The organism is Pseudomonas sp. GW823-FHT04A03 (genome assembly GCF_058796615.1).
Map to the genome: position 1 here is coordinate 201,285 of NZ_JBXAIV010000002.1, position 14,501 is coordinate 215,785.

Here is a 14,501-nt window from a genome sequence, read left to right on the forward strand (position 1 = left end):
CCTCTCCTTTCAGTCAGACAATGCGTTGTGTTCGGCCACCGCACGCTCGACCCAGACCTGTGCCTGACCGAGGTAATGGGCGGGATCGAGCAGATGATCCAGTTCGGTTGCGCTCAGTTCGGCGGTCACCTGCGGCTCGTCACCAAGTACCGCCCGCAGATGACGCTGTTCGGCTACCGCTCGTTTGCAGCATCGCTCGAGCAGATGATGCGCGGTGTCGCGGCCGACCCGTTGCGCAAGGACGATACTTACCGCTTCGGCCAGCACCAGGCCTTGAGTCAATTCGAGGTTGCGGGCCATGCGCGCGGCATCGACTTCCAGACCGTCGGCCAGCAGTCGTGCCTGTTGCAGCGCACCGGACACCAGGCAGCAGATCTCCGGCAGGGTTTCCCATTCGGCGTGCCACAAACCGAGGCTGCGTTCGTGTTCCTGGGGCATGGCGCTGAACAGCGTCGAGACCAGTCCCGGCACGCGGGTCGCCGCGCCGATCAGCACCGCCGCGCCCACCGGGTTGCGCTTGTGCGGCATGGTCGAGGAACCGCCCTTGCCCGGCGCCGACGGTTCGAACACTTCCGCCGCTTCGGTCTGCATCAACAGGCTGATGTCACGGCCGAATTTGCCGAGGCTACCGGCGATCAGGCCGAGCACCGCGCCGAATTCAACGATGCGATCACGCTGGGTGTGCCACGGTTGTTCCGGCAGGGTCAGATTCAGTTCTTCGGCCAGCGCCTGGGCAATCGGCAATGCCTGTTCACCGAGCGCCGCGAGGGTGCCGGACGCGCCGCCGAATTGCAGCACCAACAATCGAGGCTTGAGCTCGCGCAGACGCTGACGGCTGCGCGTCACGGCGCCTAGCCAACCGGCGATCTTCATGCCGAGCGTCACCGGCGTCGCGTGTTGCAACCAGGTGCGCCCGGCCAGCGGCGTCGCGGCGTGGCGCTGCGCCTGAATGGCGAGGGCGTCGGCCAGTTGCGCCAGCTCCCCTTCAATCAACGCCAGCGCCTGACGCAATTGCAGCACCAGCCCGGAATCCATCACGTCCTGACTGGTGGCGCCCAGATGCACGTAGCGCTCGGCTTCGGCATCGGTCGCAGCAATCTGTTTGCCCAACGCCTTGACCAGCGGAATCGCCGAATTGCCGGCCGTGGCAATCGCCTCGCCCAATGCTGCGAAATCAAACAGCCCGGCGCGACAGGCGTTTTCGATCGACGCGACAGCACCCGCCGGAATCAACCCGACCCGCGCTTCGGCCCGGGCCAGCGCCGCTTCGAAGTCGAGCATCGCCTGCACCCGGCCCTGATCGCAGAAAACGTCGCGCATATCGCGGGCAGTAAAGTAGGCATCGAACAATTGATTGCCCGGTCGCTGAGTCATAAACAGTCCTTGCCGGCGCGGGCCTGTGTGGCCCGCGCGCATCGGTTTTAAAGGTCGTGGTGCAAATACTTCGCTTCTTTGGGCAGGCGCAGGCTGAACAGGAACGCCACGGCCATCATGATCGTGACATACCAGTAGAACGCGTTTTCCATCCCGCCGGCCTTGAGGCTCAGGGCGACGTATTCGGCCGAACCACCGAAGATCGCGTTGGCCACCGCGTAGGCCAGACCAACGCCGAGGGCGCGGACTTCCGGCGGGAACATTTCGGCTTTCACCAGGCCGCTGATCGAGGTGTAGAAACTGACGATCGCCAGCGCCACGGTAATCAGCACAAAGGCCAGGAACGGGCTGCCGACACTTTTCAGGCTGAGCAGGATCGGCACCGTGAACAACGTGCCGAGGCCACCGAACCAGAGCATCGAGTTACGCCGGCCGATCTTGTCGGCGAGCATGCCGAACAGCGGCTGCATGCACATGTACAGGAACAGCGCGCCGGTCATGATGTAGCTGGCGGTCTTGGCGTGCATGCCGGCGGTGTTCACCAGGTACTTCTGCATATACGTGGTGAAGGTGTAGAAAATCAGCGAGCCGCCGGCGGTGTAGCCGAGCACGGTGATGAACGCGGCCTTGTGGTCGCGAAACAGCGCACTGATGCTGCCGGCGTCCTTGTGCTCACGCGTTTCCTTGTTGGTGGTTTCTTTCAGCGTACGCCGCAGGAACAGCGAAATCAGCGCCGCCACCGCCCCGACCACGAACGGAATCCGCCAGCCGTAGGCACGCAATTCTTCTTCGGTGAGGAACTGTTGCAGGATCACCACCAGCAGCACCGCCAGCAGTTGCCCGCCGATCAGCGTCACGTACTGGAACGAGGCGAAGAACCCGCGCTGGCCCTTGAGCGCGACTTCGCTCATGTAGGTCGCGGTGGTGCCGTATTCACCGCCCACCGACAGGCCTTGCAACAGACGCGCGAACAACAGCAGCAGCGGCGCCCAGACGCCGATGTCCTTGTAGGTCGGCAGACAGGCGATCAGCAACGAGCCGAAGCACATCATCAGGATCGAGATCAGCATCGAGTTCTTGCGCCCGTGCTTGTCCGCGACCCGGCCGAAAATCCAGCCGCCGATCGGTCGCATCAGGAACCCGGCGGCGAAGACGCCTGCCGTGTTGACCAGCTGCACCGTGGGATTGTCGGAGGGGAAAAACGCCGGGGCGAAATAGATCGCGCAGAAGGCGTAGACGTAGAAGTCGAACCATTCGACGAGGTTGCCGGACGACGCGCCGACAATGGCGAAGATGCGCTTGCTGCGCTCTTCACCGGTGTAATGGGAGGTGAGGGTTGTCATTGTTTTTCACTCGATAGGGACAGTGAGAGTCTAGACACACTTTGCAACAGTCCCGTTCCACATTGGATCAGCAACACGGACCTCAGATCGTTCCCACGCTCCGCGTGGGAATGCCGCCATGGACGCTCTGCGTCCACTGTGACGCGGAGCGTCACGGTATGCATTCCCACGCGGAGCGTGGGAACGATCGGTGTTCTTTCAATAATCGAAGAACACGGTTTCCGCATCAGTGCCCTGCAGGATCACATTCCACTGATAAACCCCCGCCGCATCCGGCTTCGCCAGCAACGTGGTGCGGCGCTCGGCCGGGACGCATTCGAGCAGCGGATCATTGACGTTCGCCGGATCGCCTTCGAAGTAGATCCGCGTCAGCAAGTGCTTCACCAGGCCGCGCGCGAACACCAGCACCACCAGGTGCGGCGCCTGGGTCGAGCCCTTCAGGCCTTCGACCGTGCCCGGCTTGATGGTGGTGAAACGGAAGCACCCTTCCGCGTCCACGGGCACCCGGCCGAAGCCTTCGAAATTCGGATCGAGCGGTTTGGCCTGCTCGTCTTCCGGGTGATCGTATTTGCCGGCGGCGTTGGCCTGCCAGACTTCGAGCATGGCGTCGTTGACGACATCGCCGTTGCCATCCACCACTTGCCCGCTGATCGCCACGCGCTGGCCGAGGGTCAGTTCATTGGCGAGGTTTTCGCGGTTCAGCCAGGTCAGGCCGATGTGGTAATACGGCCCGACGGTGTGGGACGTGGTCGCAGTCAGGGTCATCTCATTTCTCCATCGGCGTGGCTTCACGGCCGCGCAGCACGATGTCCCAGCGATAAGCGAGGGCGTAGGACGGAATGGTTTTTTCCAGATCGAAAGCGGCGATCAGGCGTTCCTTGGCCGAGGTGTCCGGCACGCAGTTGTAGATCGGGTCGTACGGCAGCAGCGGATCACCCGGGAAATACATCTGCGTAACCAGACGCGTCAGGATGCTCGGCCCGAACAGCGAGAAATGCACGTGCGCCGGGCGCCAGGCGTTGTGGTGGTTGCCCCACGGATAGGCACCGGGCTTGATGGTCTGGAACTGATACCAGCCGTCGGCGTCGGTCACGGTGCGGCCGGTGCCGGTGAAGTTCGGGTCCAGCGGTGCGTCGTGCAGGTCGCGGGCGTGGTTGTAGCGACCGGCGGCGTTGGCCTGCCAGATCTCCACCAGAATCCCCGGCACCGGCAGACCGTCCTCGTCGAGCACACGCCCGTGAATGATGATCCGCTCGCCGAGCGGTTCACCCTGATGCTGGGCGGTCAGATCGTTATCGGTGTCGGCCACACGCTCGGCGCCGATGGTCGGGCCGGTGATTTCCGACAGCGAGTGCGGCAGGAACACCAACGGCTTGGACGGCGAGCGCAGATTGGTGGATTGATAATTCGGGTGCAGGTACGGCGGCTGGGTGCCTTCCTGCGGGCGGCGGTAACCAGGCTTGTCAGTCATTTCGCTTTCCTCTGTTCTTGTTCGTCACGGCTTGCGTCAGACGCGTTCGATGGCCAGGGCCAGACCCTGGCCAACACCGACGCACATGGTCGCCAGACCTTTCTTGCCACCGGTCTTTTCCAGCTGATGCAGCGCGGTCAGCACCAGACGTGCGCCGCTCATGCCCAACGGGTGACCCAAGGCAATCGCACCGCCGTTCGGGTTGACCTGGGCCGCGTCGTCCGCCAGCCCCAGCTCACGCAGCACCGCCAGACCCTGGCTGGCAAACGCTTCGTTGAGTTCGATCACATCGAAATCGCTGACCGCTACACCGAGACGTTCGGTGAGTTTGCGTACTGCCGGCACCGGGCCGATGCCCATCACCCGTGGCGCGACCCCGGCACTGGCCATCCCGAGCACTTTGGCGCGGGCGGTCAGACCGTGTTTTTTCACCGCTTCCGCCGAGGCCAGAATCAGCGCGGCGGCACCGTCGTTGACGCCCGAAGCGTTGCCGGCGGTGACAGTCTTGTCCGGGCCGTTGACCGGTTTCAGTTTGGTCAGGGCTTCAAGCGTGGTGTCGGCGCGAGGGTGTTCGTCCTGGCTGACCACGGTTTCGCCCTTCTTGTGGGCGATCCGCACTTCGACGATTTCCTCGGCGAAGTAGCCGGCAGCCTGGGCAGCGGCAGTACGTTGCTGACTGCGCAGGGCGAAAGCGTCCTGATCCTCGCGGGAAATTTCGTAATCGTCGGCAACATTGTCGGCGGTCTGCGGCATCGCATCGACGCCGTACTGCGCCTTCATCAACGGGTTGATGAAACGCCAGCCGATGGTGGTGTCTTCCAGTTTCATGTTGCGCGAGAACGCCGCATCAGCCTTGCCCATCACGAACGGCGCGCGGGACATCGACTCGACGCCGCCGGCAATCGCCAGCTCCATTTCGCCGCTGGCAATGGCGCGGAACGCCGTGCCGATGGCGTCCATGCCCGACGCGCAAAGGCGATTGAGGGTGACGCCCGGAACGCTCTCCGGCAGACCTGCAAGCAACAGCGCCATGCGCGCGACGTTGCGGTTGTCTTCGCCGGCCTGGTTGGCGCAGCCGAGGAATACTTCGTCGATGGCGCTCCAGTCCACCGACGGATTGCGTTCCATCAGAGCCTTGATCGGTACGGCGGCCAGATCATCGGCGCGAACCGCCGCCAGACCGCCACCAAAACGACCGATGGGGGTACGGATCGCATCGCAGATATAAACGTCGCGCATCATGCTTCTCCCGGTGCCTGGCCGTGGGCCGCCGCGGTGCGGGCTTCAAGATCGCGCAGGGCGGTCAGCTCGACTTCGGTCGGTTCGGCGGTGGTGGCCACACTGTCGGCAAAACGGATCGCCCAACCGGTGGCGGCGACCACTTGCTCGCGGGTCACGCCCGGGTGCAACGCGGTGACCACGAATTCGTGGGTGCCCTCCTCCGGCTCCATGATGCACAGGTCGGTGATGATCCCGACCGGCCCGGCGCCCGGCAGGCCCAGACGTTTGCGCGAATCGCCGCCCTCGCCATGGCCGACCGAGGTGATGAAATCGAGCTTGTCGACAAACGAACGTGCCGACTGTTTAAGGATGATCAGCACGCTTTTCGCGGAGCCGGCGATCTCCGGCGCACCGCCGGCACCCGGCAAGCGCACTTTCGGCTGGTGATAATCGCCGACCACGGTGGTGTTGATGTTGCCGAAACGGTCGACCTGGGCTGCGCCGAGGAAACCGACGTCGATGCGTCCGCCCTGCAGCCAGTAGCGAAAAATCTCACCGGTCGGCACGACGGTGTCAGCGGTTTCCGCCAGTTCGCCGTCACCGATGGACAGTGGCAACACACTGGGTTTGGCGCCGATAGGGCCCGACTCGTAGATCAGCACCACGTCCGGCGACGAGGTCAGGCGCGCCAGGTTGGCGGCTTTCGACGGCAGGCCGATGCCGACGAAGCACACCGAGCCGTTCTTCAGGCGACGGGCCGCGGCGACGGTCATCATTTCATTGGTGGTGTAAGTCATTACTTGGCCTCCGAAGCAGCGGCCAACTTGGCCTGGAACTCGCTGAAGTCAGCGCAGCCATGGATGTATTCGTTGATCCACGCGGTAAACGTCTCACGGTCGCGTGCGATCGGATCCCACGCCTGATAGAAACGGTTGTCACGCTCGGTGTAACCGTGGGCGTAGGACGGATGCGCGCCACCGGGGACGTGGCAGACCGCACTCAAGGCCCAGGTCGGCAGTACGCAGGCGTTCATCGGGGCGTTGAGGTTGTCGACGATTTCTTCGACGGTAACGATGCAGCGCTTGGCGGCCAGTGCAGCTTCTTTCTGCACGCCGAGGATGCCCCACAGCAGCACATTGCCCTGACGGTCGGCCTTCTGGGCGTGGATCACCGTCACGTCCGGACGCACCGACGGCACCGCCGCCAGCACTTCACCGGTGAACGGGCAAGTCACGGATTTGATCAGCGGGTTGACCTTCGGCAGGTCAGAACCGGCGTAGGCCCGCAGCACCGCGAATGGCAGGCCGGAGGCGCCGGCGACGTAGGCATTGGCCAGGTCGGCATGGCTGTGTTCTTCGATTTCCAGCGCATGCGGCCATTGTTTCTCGACCGCGTCGCGCAGACGGTGCAGCGAACCTACGCCAGGGTTGCCGCCCCAGGAGAAGATCAGCTTGCGTGCACAGCCGGCGCCGATCAGTTGGTCGTAGATCAGGTCAGGCGTCATCCGCACCAGGGTCAGATCTTTCTTGCCCTGACGAATGATTTCATGACCCGCCGCCGTAGGGATCAGGTGAGTGAAGCCTTCGAGCGCGACGGTGTCGCCGTCGTTGACGAATTGCTTCACCGCGTCGTGCAGCGAAAGGATCTCAGCCATGGAGCGGGCTCCTGTTTTTGTAATGAATCGCCAGTGATAAAAAGGCGCGAGGTTCTGCGCCGGAGTCACTGAAGATTAAGCCGCTGATTTTCGCCAAACAATCCGATAATCGACTGAGTGTTCGTTTATCGAACAGATTGTTATCTGCCTAATGATCACTCCCGCACCGCGTGCGGGAGTGATGGACGTGGATATCAGGTCGCGTCCGCGTGACTGACCAGGCCCTTGATCACCACCGCTGCCGTCGCCAGCCCGGCCGGGATCACCAACGCTGTCAGTACCTGTTCGAAATTCCAGCCCAGGCCCAATAGGGTCGCGCCCATCCACGCCCCGAGAATCGCGCCGAACCGGCCGATCCCGAGCATCCACGACACACCGGTCGCCCGACCTTGAGTCGGATAAAACCGCGCTGCCAGCGACGGCATCGCCGATTGCGCGCCGTTGACGCACATGCCCGCCACCAGCACCAGCGTCGCCAGCAGCGTGATGTTGCCCAGGCTCTGCCCCACGGCGTAGGCAAACACCCCGGCCAGCAGGTAGAAAATGCCGATCACCTTGTGCGGATTGAAGCGGTCCATGGCCCAGCCTACGCCGACCGCGCTCAACACCCCGCCGAACTGGAACAGCGCGCCGATGAACGCCGCCTGCTCCATGCTCGCGCCACTGTCGCGCATCAGGGTCGGCAGCCAACTGGTCAGCAGGTAAACGATCACCAGGCCCATGAAGTACGTCAGCCACAGCAGCAACGTGCCGACGCTGTAGGTACCGGAGAAAATCACCGCGAAGACATTGCGCGCTTTTACGGTTTTCTGTTCCGGCACGCTGAAGCTCGCGGCCTGAGCGACGGTGGCCGGGTCAATGGGCGCGAGGGTCTTGCGCACTTTGTCGGTGCCGCGATTGCGCACCACCAGATAACGCGCCGATTCCGGCAGCCAGAGCAGCAACACCACGGTGAGGATCAGCGGCAGGATCCCGCCGATCAGCAACAGGCTGTGCCAGCCGAATGCCGGAATCAGCTTGGCCGAGATGAATCCGCCGCCGGCCATACCAAGGTTGAAACCGCAGAACATGCTGGTCACCAACAGGGACTTCTTGCGCTCCGGGGTGTATTCCGACAGCAGCGTGGTGGCGTTCGGCATGCCGGCGCCCAGCCCCAGACCGGTGAGGAAACGCAGCACCAGCAGTTGATCGACGTTGGTGGCGTAGGCCGAAGCCAGGCTGAAAGCACCGAACAGAAAAACCGCGCCGACCAGTACGACTTTTCGCCCGAAGCGGTCAGCCAGCGGACCGGAGCCCAGCGCACCGAAGACCATGCCGATCAGCGCGGCACTCATCACCGGTCCGAGGCTGGCGCGGTCGATGCCCCAGTCCTGGGAAAGCGCTGGAGCAATAAAACCCATGGCAGCAGTGTCGAGGCCATCGAGGAACACAATCAGGAAACACAGAATCACCACTCGCCACTGATAGCGCGAGATCGGTTGGGCGTTGATGAAGGACTGCACGTCGAGGCAGTGACCTACAGCGGACTGAGGCTGGTTCATTATTTTTATTCCACGCAAGAAAACGCAGTCGAACGGCGGCCGGCCAGAGAGCGGCACGGTCACAACTATATAAGGAAGGAATCAGGCGTTGCGCTAATACCGGCAACAGGAACGGGAGCGGCGACAGTCGGGGAACGTGCGCATGGGAAGTTGCCTCTTGTCATTATTATGGGAGTCGACAATCCGGCGGGCTCATTCACATTCGCGCCGGATGACGCTGCCGCGACATTAATGATCCGGGGGTTTTAGCGTCAATTCGATAAACGCAACTCTGTGCGTTTATCGAACAGCTTCATCAGGCAAACAATTGCGCACTGAGGTCGCGACTGGCGCTCAACAGTCCCGGCAGAAAGCGTTGCTCCAGCTCTGTGCGGCTGACGCGACCGGCGTGGGTGCTGACGTTGAGCGCGGCCACTACCTGGCCGGAAGCATCGTAGACCGGCACGGCAATCGAACGCAGGCCCTGCTCCAGTTCCTGATCGACGATGCACCAGCCCTGCTGCCGCACTTCTTGCAGACATTCGAGCAAGGCGTCGGGGGTGTGAATCGTGCGGCTGGTCTTGGCTACCAGTTCCGCATGGTCGAGGTATTCGCGCAGCGAGGTGTCGTCCAGCGCTGCCAGCAGGATCCGCCCCATGGACGTGCAGTACGCCGGCAAACGCCCGCCCACCGAGAGGTCCACCGAAATCAGACGCTGAGTGGTGGCCGATCGGGCGATGTAGAGAATGTCGTCGCCTTCCAGCGTGGCCATGTTGCAGGCCTCGTGCAGTTGCTCGCTCATGCGGTCGAGGTACGGCTGGGCGGAGACCGCCAGCGGCGTCGAAGACAGATAGGCGTGACCGAGGGTCAGCACTTTGGGCAGAAGCGAATAAGTGCGCCCGTCGGTGGTGGCGTAGCCGAGTTTGATCAGCGTGTGCAGGCAACGGCGCACGGCGGCGCGGGGAATTTCCGTGCGATGGCTGATCTGGGCGATGGTCAGGTGGCGCTTGCGCTCCTGAAACGCCTGCACCACTGCCAGGCCACGGGCCAGGGAGGTCATGAAATCCGGATCACCGGTCAGGGCCTGGATACGCTTGGCCGGCGAAGCGACGATCGGCGGCGCTACCGAGGTGAAGGAATTGCGCATTTGATCGTTCATGTCAGGTCCTTTTTTTCTTGTTCGGATCAACGGCTATACAAGCGGCTCGCCGGCGGATACACAAGCGACAGACCGCCAACACCGGGCGATTATCGAACCGTCGACCGATAATCGCAATCGCCCTCACCTCCTCGGCCGGGCTGTGCAGAGCGGATTTGAACTTGGAACGCCGGTGCGGTTTAAGCGCCTTAGTTGTTCGACTAAATGGCGCCAGAAACCAAACACTGCGCAACAACGATGCAACTATTGATGAAAGTTGCACGTCACAAAACAATCACACATCCGGAACCGTTTTTAACTTGGCAAAGATAGTCAATCCCGATTCGGCCGCTATAATGCACCTCAGTGACACCGCGCTTTTATTTGCCGACGGTGCCACCCGCTGGCGCGATGTCCATCGTTGCCGGCCCCGGCCAGCGCCTGATGCTCATTACTCATGCACCGCCAGCGCGCTCGCTGAAACAGGAAACTGATGCTGCGTCAGTTTTAATCTGGTGCCGTAGCCGCCTGCAACATGGAAGTCCTGACCGTCTTCCCGACAACACCGCTGCCTGTCCGGGCGAGCGCTTGTTGGTGAACCGGTTAAATGATTCGTTGCAGTGCGTTTCACCAGACATTTATCTCAACTCATACAGGTAGCACTGTGACGAAAGACGAACTGCGCGCGGAACTTGAGCGCCAGGAACAACGTTACAAGGAAGTTTACGGCGGGGAAGTCACCACCTACGCCGCCCAGCCCGAACCGGAACGCAAAGCCTGGCGTAAACGCCCTACCGTTCAGGATCAGGTCTTCCAGCAAGAACTGAAAAAAATGGAAGAGGAACTCAAAGCCGAAGAGCCTTGATGCCTTCCTTTGAGACTTTCGAGGGTAAGCGTACTCACCGGGTTACAAGCACGGTGGACTGACGATGCCTTGCGCGCCCGCTACCCGCGGGCAGCGGCCAACTCCCCTGTATTGCACAGGTCTGGAGCATGTCAGACGCGTTTCTCAGATATTTCATACAAGTTTCACCCCCCTCCCGACAACCGGCCAATCCGCCGGTGCATCGCATTTTTCCTAATTGAATCAACGCCTTGCAAAACCCTGTAAAAAGCTTGGGTAATGCACCTTGATACAAATTAATTTGGCGAAGACGCTTACCGATGAGCAGGTAGGGGATCGATTTCCAGTCTTTTCTGGCATAATCGCGCCCCCTTATGACCGGGTCAGAAAACCTTCATGATCGATTTATTCAGCGGACTGGATGCCTGGGTGCTTGTGAGCCTCCTGCTCGCCCTGACATTTGTCCTCGCCTTCGAGTTCATCAATGGATTTCATGACACCGCTAACGCGGTAGCCACTGTTATCTACACCAAAGCGATGCCGCCACACCTGGCGGTGTTCTTCTCGGGCGTGTTCAACTTCCTCGGCGTACTGCTGGGCGGCGTTGGCGTGGCGTATGCCATCGTGCACCTGCTGCCGGTAGAACTGTTGATCAACGTGAACACCGGCCATGGTCTGGCAATGGTGTTCTCGCTGCTCGCCGCCGCGATCGCCTGGAACCTGGGCACCTGGTACTTCGGTATCCCGGCCTCCAGTTCGCACACGCTGATCGGTTCGATCCTCGGCGTCGGCCTGGCCAACGCCCTGATCAACGAAATTCCACTGGCCGACGGCGTCAACTGGCAGAAAGCGATCGATATCGGCGCCTCGCTGGTGTTCTCGCCGATGGCCGGTTTCCTGATCGCCGCGCTGGTGCTGATCGGCCTGAAATGGTGGCGCCCGCTGTCGAAGATGCACAAGACGCCGGAACAGCGCCGCAAGATCGACGACAAGAAGCACCCACCGTTCTGGAACCGCCTGGTCCTGGTGATCTCGGCCATGGCCGTGAGCTTCGTGCACGGCTCCAACGACGGCCAGAAAGGTATCGGCCTGATCATGCTGGTACTGATCGGTATCGTGCCTGCGCAGTTCGTACTCGACCTGAACAGCACCACCTACCAGATCGAACGTACTCGCGACGCGACCCTGCACCTGAGCCAGTTCTACAAGCGCAACGCCGACACCCTGGGCGAATTCCTGGCCCTGGGCAAAAGCGTGGAAGGCGACCTGCCGGAGAAATTCCGTTGCAACCCGCAACAGACCGAACCGACCATCGCCGCCCTGCTCGACACCCTCAAGGGTGTAGCCGACTACCACTCGCTGTCCTCGGAAAGCCGCATCGAAGTGCGTCGCTACCTGCTCTGCCTGGACGACACCGCGAAGAAAGTCAGCAAACTGCCAGGCCTGGCCCCTCGTGAGAAGGCTGACCTGGACAAACTGCGCAAAGACCTGACCACCACCACCGAATACGCACCGTTCTGGGTGATTCTGGCGGTCGCACTGGCCTTGGGCCTGGGCACCATGGTCGGCTGGAAACGTGTGGTACTGACCATCGGCGAGAAGATTGGCAAGCAAGGCATGACCTACTCACAAGGCATGTCGGCCCAGATCACCACCGCCAGCCTGATCGGCATGGCCAACATCTTCAGCCTGCCGGTGTCCACCACCCACGTCCTCTCCTCGGGCGTGGCCGGCACCATGGTCGCCAACAAAAGCGGCCTGCAAGGCGGCACGGTGAAAACCATCCTGCTGGCCTGGGTCCTGACCCTGCCAGCCACCGTGGCCCTGTCGGCCGGCCTATTCTGGCTGGCGTCGAAGGCGCTGGGTAGCTGATAGATCGCTGAAATGAAAAAGGCGTGATTCGAAAGGATCACGCCTTTTTTGTTGCCTTCAGAAATGGGACGCGGAGCGTCCCGGGCTGCATTCCCACGCGGAGCGTGGGAACGATCAAAGCAAAAGCAGTCCGCCCTCCGCTCCTCACCACTCAACACGATGAGCGTTAGCTCGAGTAAAGCTTTTGACGTGCCGGCCCCATCGGCAGGCTGAGTGGAGGGATTTATCCGGGGGTGGGCGCGTAGCGCCGTTTGGCGGAGCCAAACACATCGAGAGGAGGTGCAGCGAAGCAAACCGTAGGCGATGCCCCCGGATGAATCCCGGAACGAAGGAACGCCGAGCCTCAGCGAGGCGCCGAACGCCGGGGCCCAGCCTTTTGGTTACTTTGGGGCGTTTGCCAAAGTGACCCGCCGTAAGGGCGGAACCATAAGCCGCAACACCCGCAAAAACGGATATACACCCAAAACCCCAAGAGCATGGTCGGCCCAAAGGCCGCCAATACACAAAAAAAAGGGCAACCGAAGTTGCCCAAAATGCCTTGCGTGCTCATCAAACCCGGAAGAATCAAGGCTTCTTGCGCTTGTTCGCATCCTTCCAGATAAAAAATCCAAACCCTGCAAAAAACAGAACCATCAGCCCCACAGTCAGGACCCCGGCAAACACCACGTTATCGAAAAACATGACTGGCCTCCTGGCCCCTGCTCTGCTGCGATGGAACTAAGTTAACCAATCAGGCAGGCACAGGAATTGACCGGGATCAATGCCGGTCACCATGGGGAGGAAAGGAAGGGAAATAACTGACCTGCATCAACGGATGCAGGGTAGATCAACGCTTTTTCGGTTTGTTTTTCGGCTTTTTCTTCGGTTTACCCAAAGGCATGGCCTGCTCGAAAGCCTGACGTACTTCATTCAGGCGCTTCTCGTTGAGGTCATGAACCCGCTTGGCGCGTTCGGTGTTGAGGTCAATCAGCTTGTCGTCTTGGCTCATGGCGTTCGGTGCATCGCTTGGACTGAATCACAACTGCCGGATCACCGACAGGGCTGCGCCAATAATGCGGCCTGACGCAAGCGCTGACCAGCCACTCACCTAAACGCTCTACAACAATTCATGTACTGCCCACCGGATTTGCCCGCACAATCGGCGCCTCGCCCTGAACCCGAAGGATCTGCGCCGTGCCCCTGCATCAGGATCTGCCACCGCTGATGGCCTTGCGCGCCTTTGAGGCCGTGGCCCGCCATTTGAGTTTCATCAAGGCTGCCGATGAGCTGTCGGTGACCCAAAGCGCGATCAGCCATCAGGTGCACAAACTCGAAGAATTCCTCGATCAGCGACTGTTCGTACGTCGCACCCGGGCGATCGATCTGACGCCCGCCGGCGAACATTACTACCGGCAAATCCAACCGGCCCTCGCCGCGATTGCCGCCGCCACCCACGACCTGCGCGGCGAGCGCCCCACCACCCTGCGCATCGGTCTGCTCGCCTCCTTCGCCACCTTGTGGCTGGCGCCGCGTCTGGCGGATTTCAACGCGAAATACCCGAACATCCATGTCGAGCTGCTGCCCGCCGTGCAACTGGCCGATGTCGACGCGGGCGAGGTGGATCTGGCGATCCGCTACGGCAAGGGCGGCTGGCCGAAAGTCGAGGCCCGTCGGTTCATGGCTGAAACCCTGACGCCGGTGTGCAGCCCCGCCTTCAAGGCCAAAGGCGTAACCAACGGACCGTTGCTGATGGCCAAGTCGCACCAGCCGTTTGAGTGGATCGACTGGCAGCAACACAGCGGCATCGATCTGGCTCATGTGCCCGGCGTCATGCTGCACGACTACAACATTGTCGTCGAAGCGGCCGTCGCCGGTCAGGGCATTGCCATGGGTCGCCAGCGAATGATCGAACGCCGAATCAAGGAAGGCGCGCTGGTGCCGGCCTTCGACACGCCGCCAATGCTCGGCGAGATTGGTTATTGGCTGGTCACCCCGCAACGCCCACAAACTCCGGCGGCGCAGAGTTTCTGCGAATGGCTGGAGGCAACCGCGAACGCATGAGTTTTTTGGATGCGTCGGATTAAA

General features: G+C 61.6%; 14 protein-coding genes. 3 read left to right on the forward strand and 11 right to left on the reverse strand.

Annotation, left to right across the window (positions count from 1 at the left end; genetic code table 11):
• Positions 1-9: 9 nt before the first annotated feature.
• From AC1Q9F_RS06825 to pcaR, 9 genes are all read right to left on the reverse strand, one after another.
• Positions 10-1,374, reverse strand: coding sequence for a 3-carboxy-cis,cis-muconate cycloisomerase (locus AC1Q9F_RS06825; RefSeq protein WP_492619695.1), 1,365 nt, complete (start codon positions 1,372-1,374; stop codon positions 10-12).
• 47 nt (positions 1,375-1,421) lie between these two features.
• Entirely contained in the window at positions 1,422-2,717 is a 1,296-nt protein-coding gene (locus AC1Q9F_RS06830) for an MFS family transporter (protein ID WP_492619694.1), read from the reverse strand.
• A gap of 198 nt (positions 2,718-2,915) precedes the next feature.
• The gene (gene pcaG / locus AC1Q9F_RS06835) at positions 2,916-3,482 is read right to left on the reverse strand and encodes a protocatechuate 3,4-dioxygenase subunit alpha (RefSeq protein WP_492619693.1); all 567 of its coding nucleotides are present in this window, start codon (positions 3,480-3,482) and stop codon (positions 2,916-2,918) included.
• 1 nt (position 3,483) lies between these two features.
• Entirely contained in the window at positions 3,484-4,188 is a 705-nt protein-coding gene (gene pcaH / locus AC1Q9F_RS06840) for a protocatechuate 3,4-dioxygenase subunit beta (RefSeq protein WP_007957831.1), read from the reverse strand.
• A gap of 36 nt (positions 4,189-4,224) precedes the next feature.
• Positions 4,225-5,430 carry a 3-oxoadipyl-CoA thiolase gene (pcaF, locus tag AC1Q9F_RS06845; protein ID WP_178082629.1) on the reverse strand — a complete coding sequence of 402 codons (1,206 nt, stop codon included), beginning with the start codon at positions 5,428-5,430 and terminating at the stop codon, positions 4,225-4,227.
• The gene (locus tag AC1Q9F_RS06850; RefSeq protein ID WP_007957829.1) at positions 5,427-6,206 is read right to left on the reverse strand and encodes a CoA-transferase subunit beta; all 780 of its coding nucleotides are present in this window, start codon (positions 6,204-6,206) and stop codon (positions 5,427-5,429) included. The genes pcaF and AC1Q9F_RS06850 overlap by 4 nt, the downstream gene beginning before the upstream one ends.
• Entirely contained in the window at positions 6,206-7,063 is an 858-nt protein-coding gene (locus AC1Q9F_RS06855) for a CoA transferase subunit A (RefSeq protein ID WP_003222404.1), read from the reverse strand. The genes AC1Q9F_RS06850 and AC1Q9F_RS06855 overlap by 1 nt, the downstream gene beginning before the upstream one ends.
• 194 nt (positions 7,064-7,257) lie before the next feature.
• Complete coding sequence (gene pcaK, locus AC1Q9F_RS06860) at positions 7,258-8,604, reverse strand: 4-hydroxybenzoate transporter PcaK (RefSeq protein ID WP_007957828.1); 1,347 nt, start codon at positions 8,602-8,604, stop codon at positions 7,258-7,260.
• A gap of 295 nt (positions 8,605-8,899) precedes the next feature.
• Positions 8,900-9,742, reverse strand: a complete 843-nt coding sequence (pcaR, locus tag AC1Q9F_RS06865) for a pca regulon transcriptional regulator PcaR (protein WP_007917109.1) — start codon at positions 9,740-9,742, stop codon at positions 8,900-8,902.
• A gap of 643 nt (positions 9,743-10,385) precedes the next feature.
• Between pcaR and AC1Q9F_RS06870 the strand changes: the two genes are divergently transcribed.
• Both AC1Q9F_RS06870 and AC1Q9F_RS06875 read left to right on the forward strand, forming a co-directional pair.
• Positions 10,386-10,586 carry a hypothetical protein gene (locus tag AC1Q9F_RS06870; RefSeq protein ID WP_007957826.1) on the forward strand — a complete coding sequence of 67 codons (201 nt, stop codon included), beginning with the start codon at positions 10,386-10,388 and terminating at the stop codon, positions 10,584-10,586.
• 375 nt (positions 10,587-10,961) lie between these two features.
• The gene (locus tag AC1Q9F_RS06875; RefSeq protein ID WP_007957824.1) at positions 10,962-12,437 is read left to right on the forward strand and encodes an inorganic phosphate transporter; all 1,476 of its coding nucleotides are present in this window, start codon (positions 10,962-10,964) and stop codon (positions 12,435-12,437) included.
• A gap of 564 nt (positions 12,438-13,001) precedes the next feature.
• Here the strand turns inward: AC1Q9F_RS06875 and ccoM are convergent.
• A complete protein-coding gene (ccoM, locus tag AC1Q9F_RS06880; RefSeq protein WP_007959205.1) occupies positions 13,002-13,118 on the reverse strand; it encodes a cytochrome c oxidase subunit CcoM in 117 nt (38 codons plus the stop codon).
• Positions 13,119-13,263: 145 nt separating this feature from the next.
• Positions 13,264-13,425: a hypothetical protein gene (locus tag AC1Q9F_RS06885; protein WP_007959203.1), complete on the reverse strand. Its 162-nt coding sequence runs from the start codon at positions 13,423-13,425 to the stop codon at positions 13,264-13,266.
• Between the two features lie 185 nt (positions 13,426-13,610).
• Between AC1Q9F_RS06885 and AC1Q9F_RS06890 the strand changes: the two genes are divergently transcribed.
• Complete coding sequence (locus AC1Q9F_RS06890) at positions 13,611-14,477, forward strand: LysR substrate-binding domain-containing protein (protein WP_492619692.1); 867 nt, start codon at positions 13,611-13,613, stop codon at positions 14,475-14,477.
• The last annotated feature ends 24 nt before the right edge of the window (positions 14,478-14,501 follow it).

Coding starts and splice junctions, on each gene's coding strand:
- AC1Q9F_RS06825 (WP_492619695.1), bottom strand. CDS start 1,374: ATGACTCAGCGACCGGGCAATCAATTGTTCGATGCCTACTTTACTGCC.
- AC1Q9F_RS06830 (WP_492619694.1), bottom strand. CDS start 2,717: ATGACAACCCTCACCTCCCATTACACCGGTGAAGAGCGCAGCAAGCGC.
- ccoM (WP_007959205.1), bottom strand. CDS start 13,118: ATGTTTTTCGATAACGTGGTGTTTGCCGGGGTCCTGACTGTGGGGCTG.
- AC1Q9F_RS06875 (WP_007957824.1), top strand. CDS start 10,962: ATGATCGATTTATTCAGCGGACTGGATGCCTGGGTGCTTGTGAGCCTC.
- pcaR (WP_007917109.1), bottom strand. CDS start 9,742: ATGAACGATCAAATGCGCAATTCCTTCACCTCGGTAGCGCCGCCGATC.
- AC1Q9F_RS06885 (WP_007959203.1), bottom strand. CDS start 13,425: ATGAGCCAAGACGACAAGCTGATTGACCTCAACACCGAACGCGCCAAG.
- pcaG (WP_492619693.1), bottom strand. CDS start 3,482: ATGACCCTGACTGCGACCACGTCCCACACCGTCGGGCCGTATTACCAC.
- pcaF (WP_178082629.1), bottom strand. CDS start 5,430: ATGATGCGCGACGTTTATATCTGCGATGCGATCCGTACCCCCATCGGT.
- AC1Q9F_RS06850 (WP_007957829.1), bottom strand. CDS start 6,206: ATGACTTACACCACCAATGAAATGATGACCGTCGCCGCGGCCCGTCGC.
- pcaK (WP_007957828.1), bottom strand. CDS start 8,604: ATGAACCAGCCTCAGTCCGCTGTAGGTCACTGCCTCGACGTGCAGTCC.
- pcaH (WP_007957831.1), bottom strand. CDS start 4,188: ATGACTGACAAGCCTGGTTACCGCCGCCCGCAGGAAGGCACCCAGCCG.
- AC1Q9F_RS06855 (WP_003222404.1), bottom strand. CDS start 7,063: ATGGCTGAGATCCTTTCGCTGCACGACGCGGTGAAGCAATTCGTCAAC.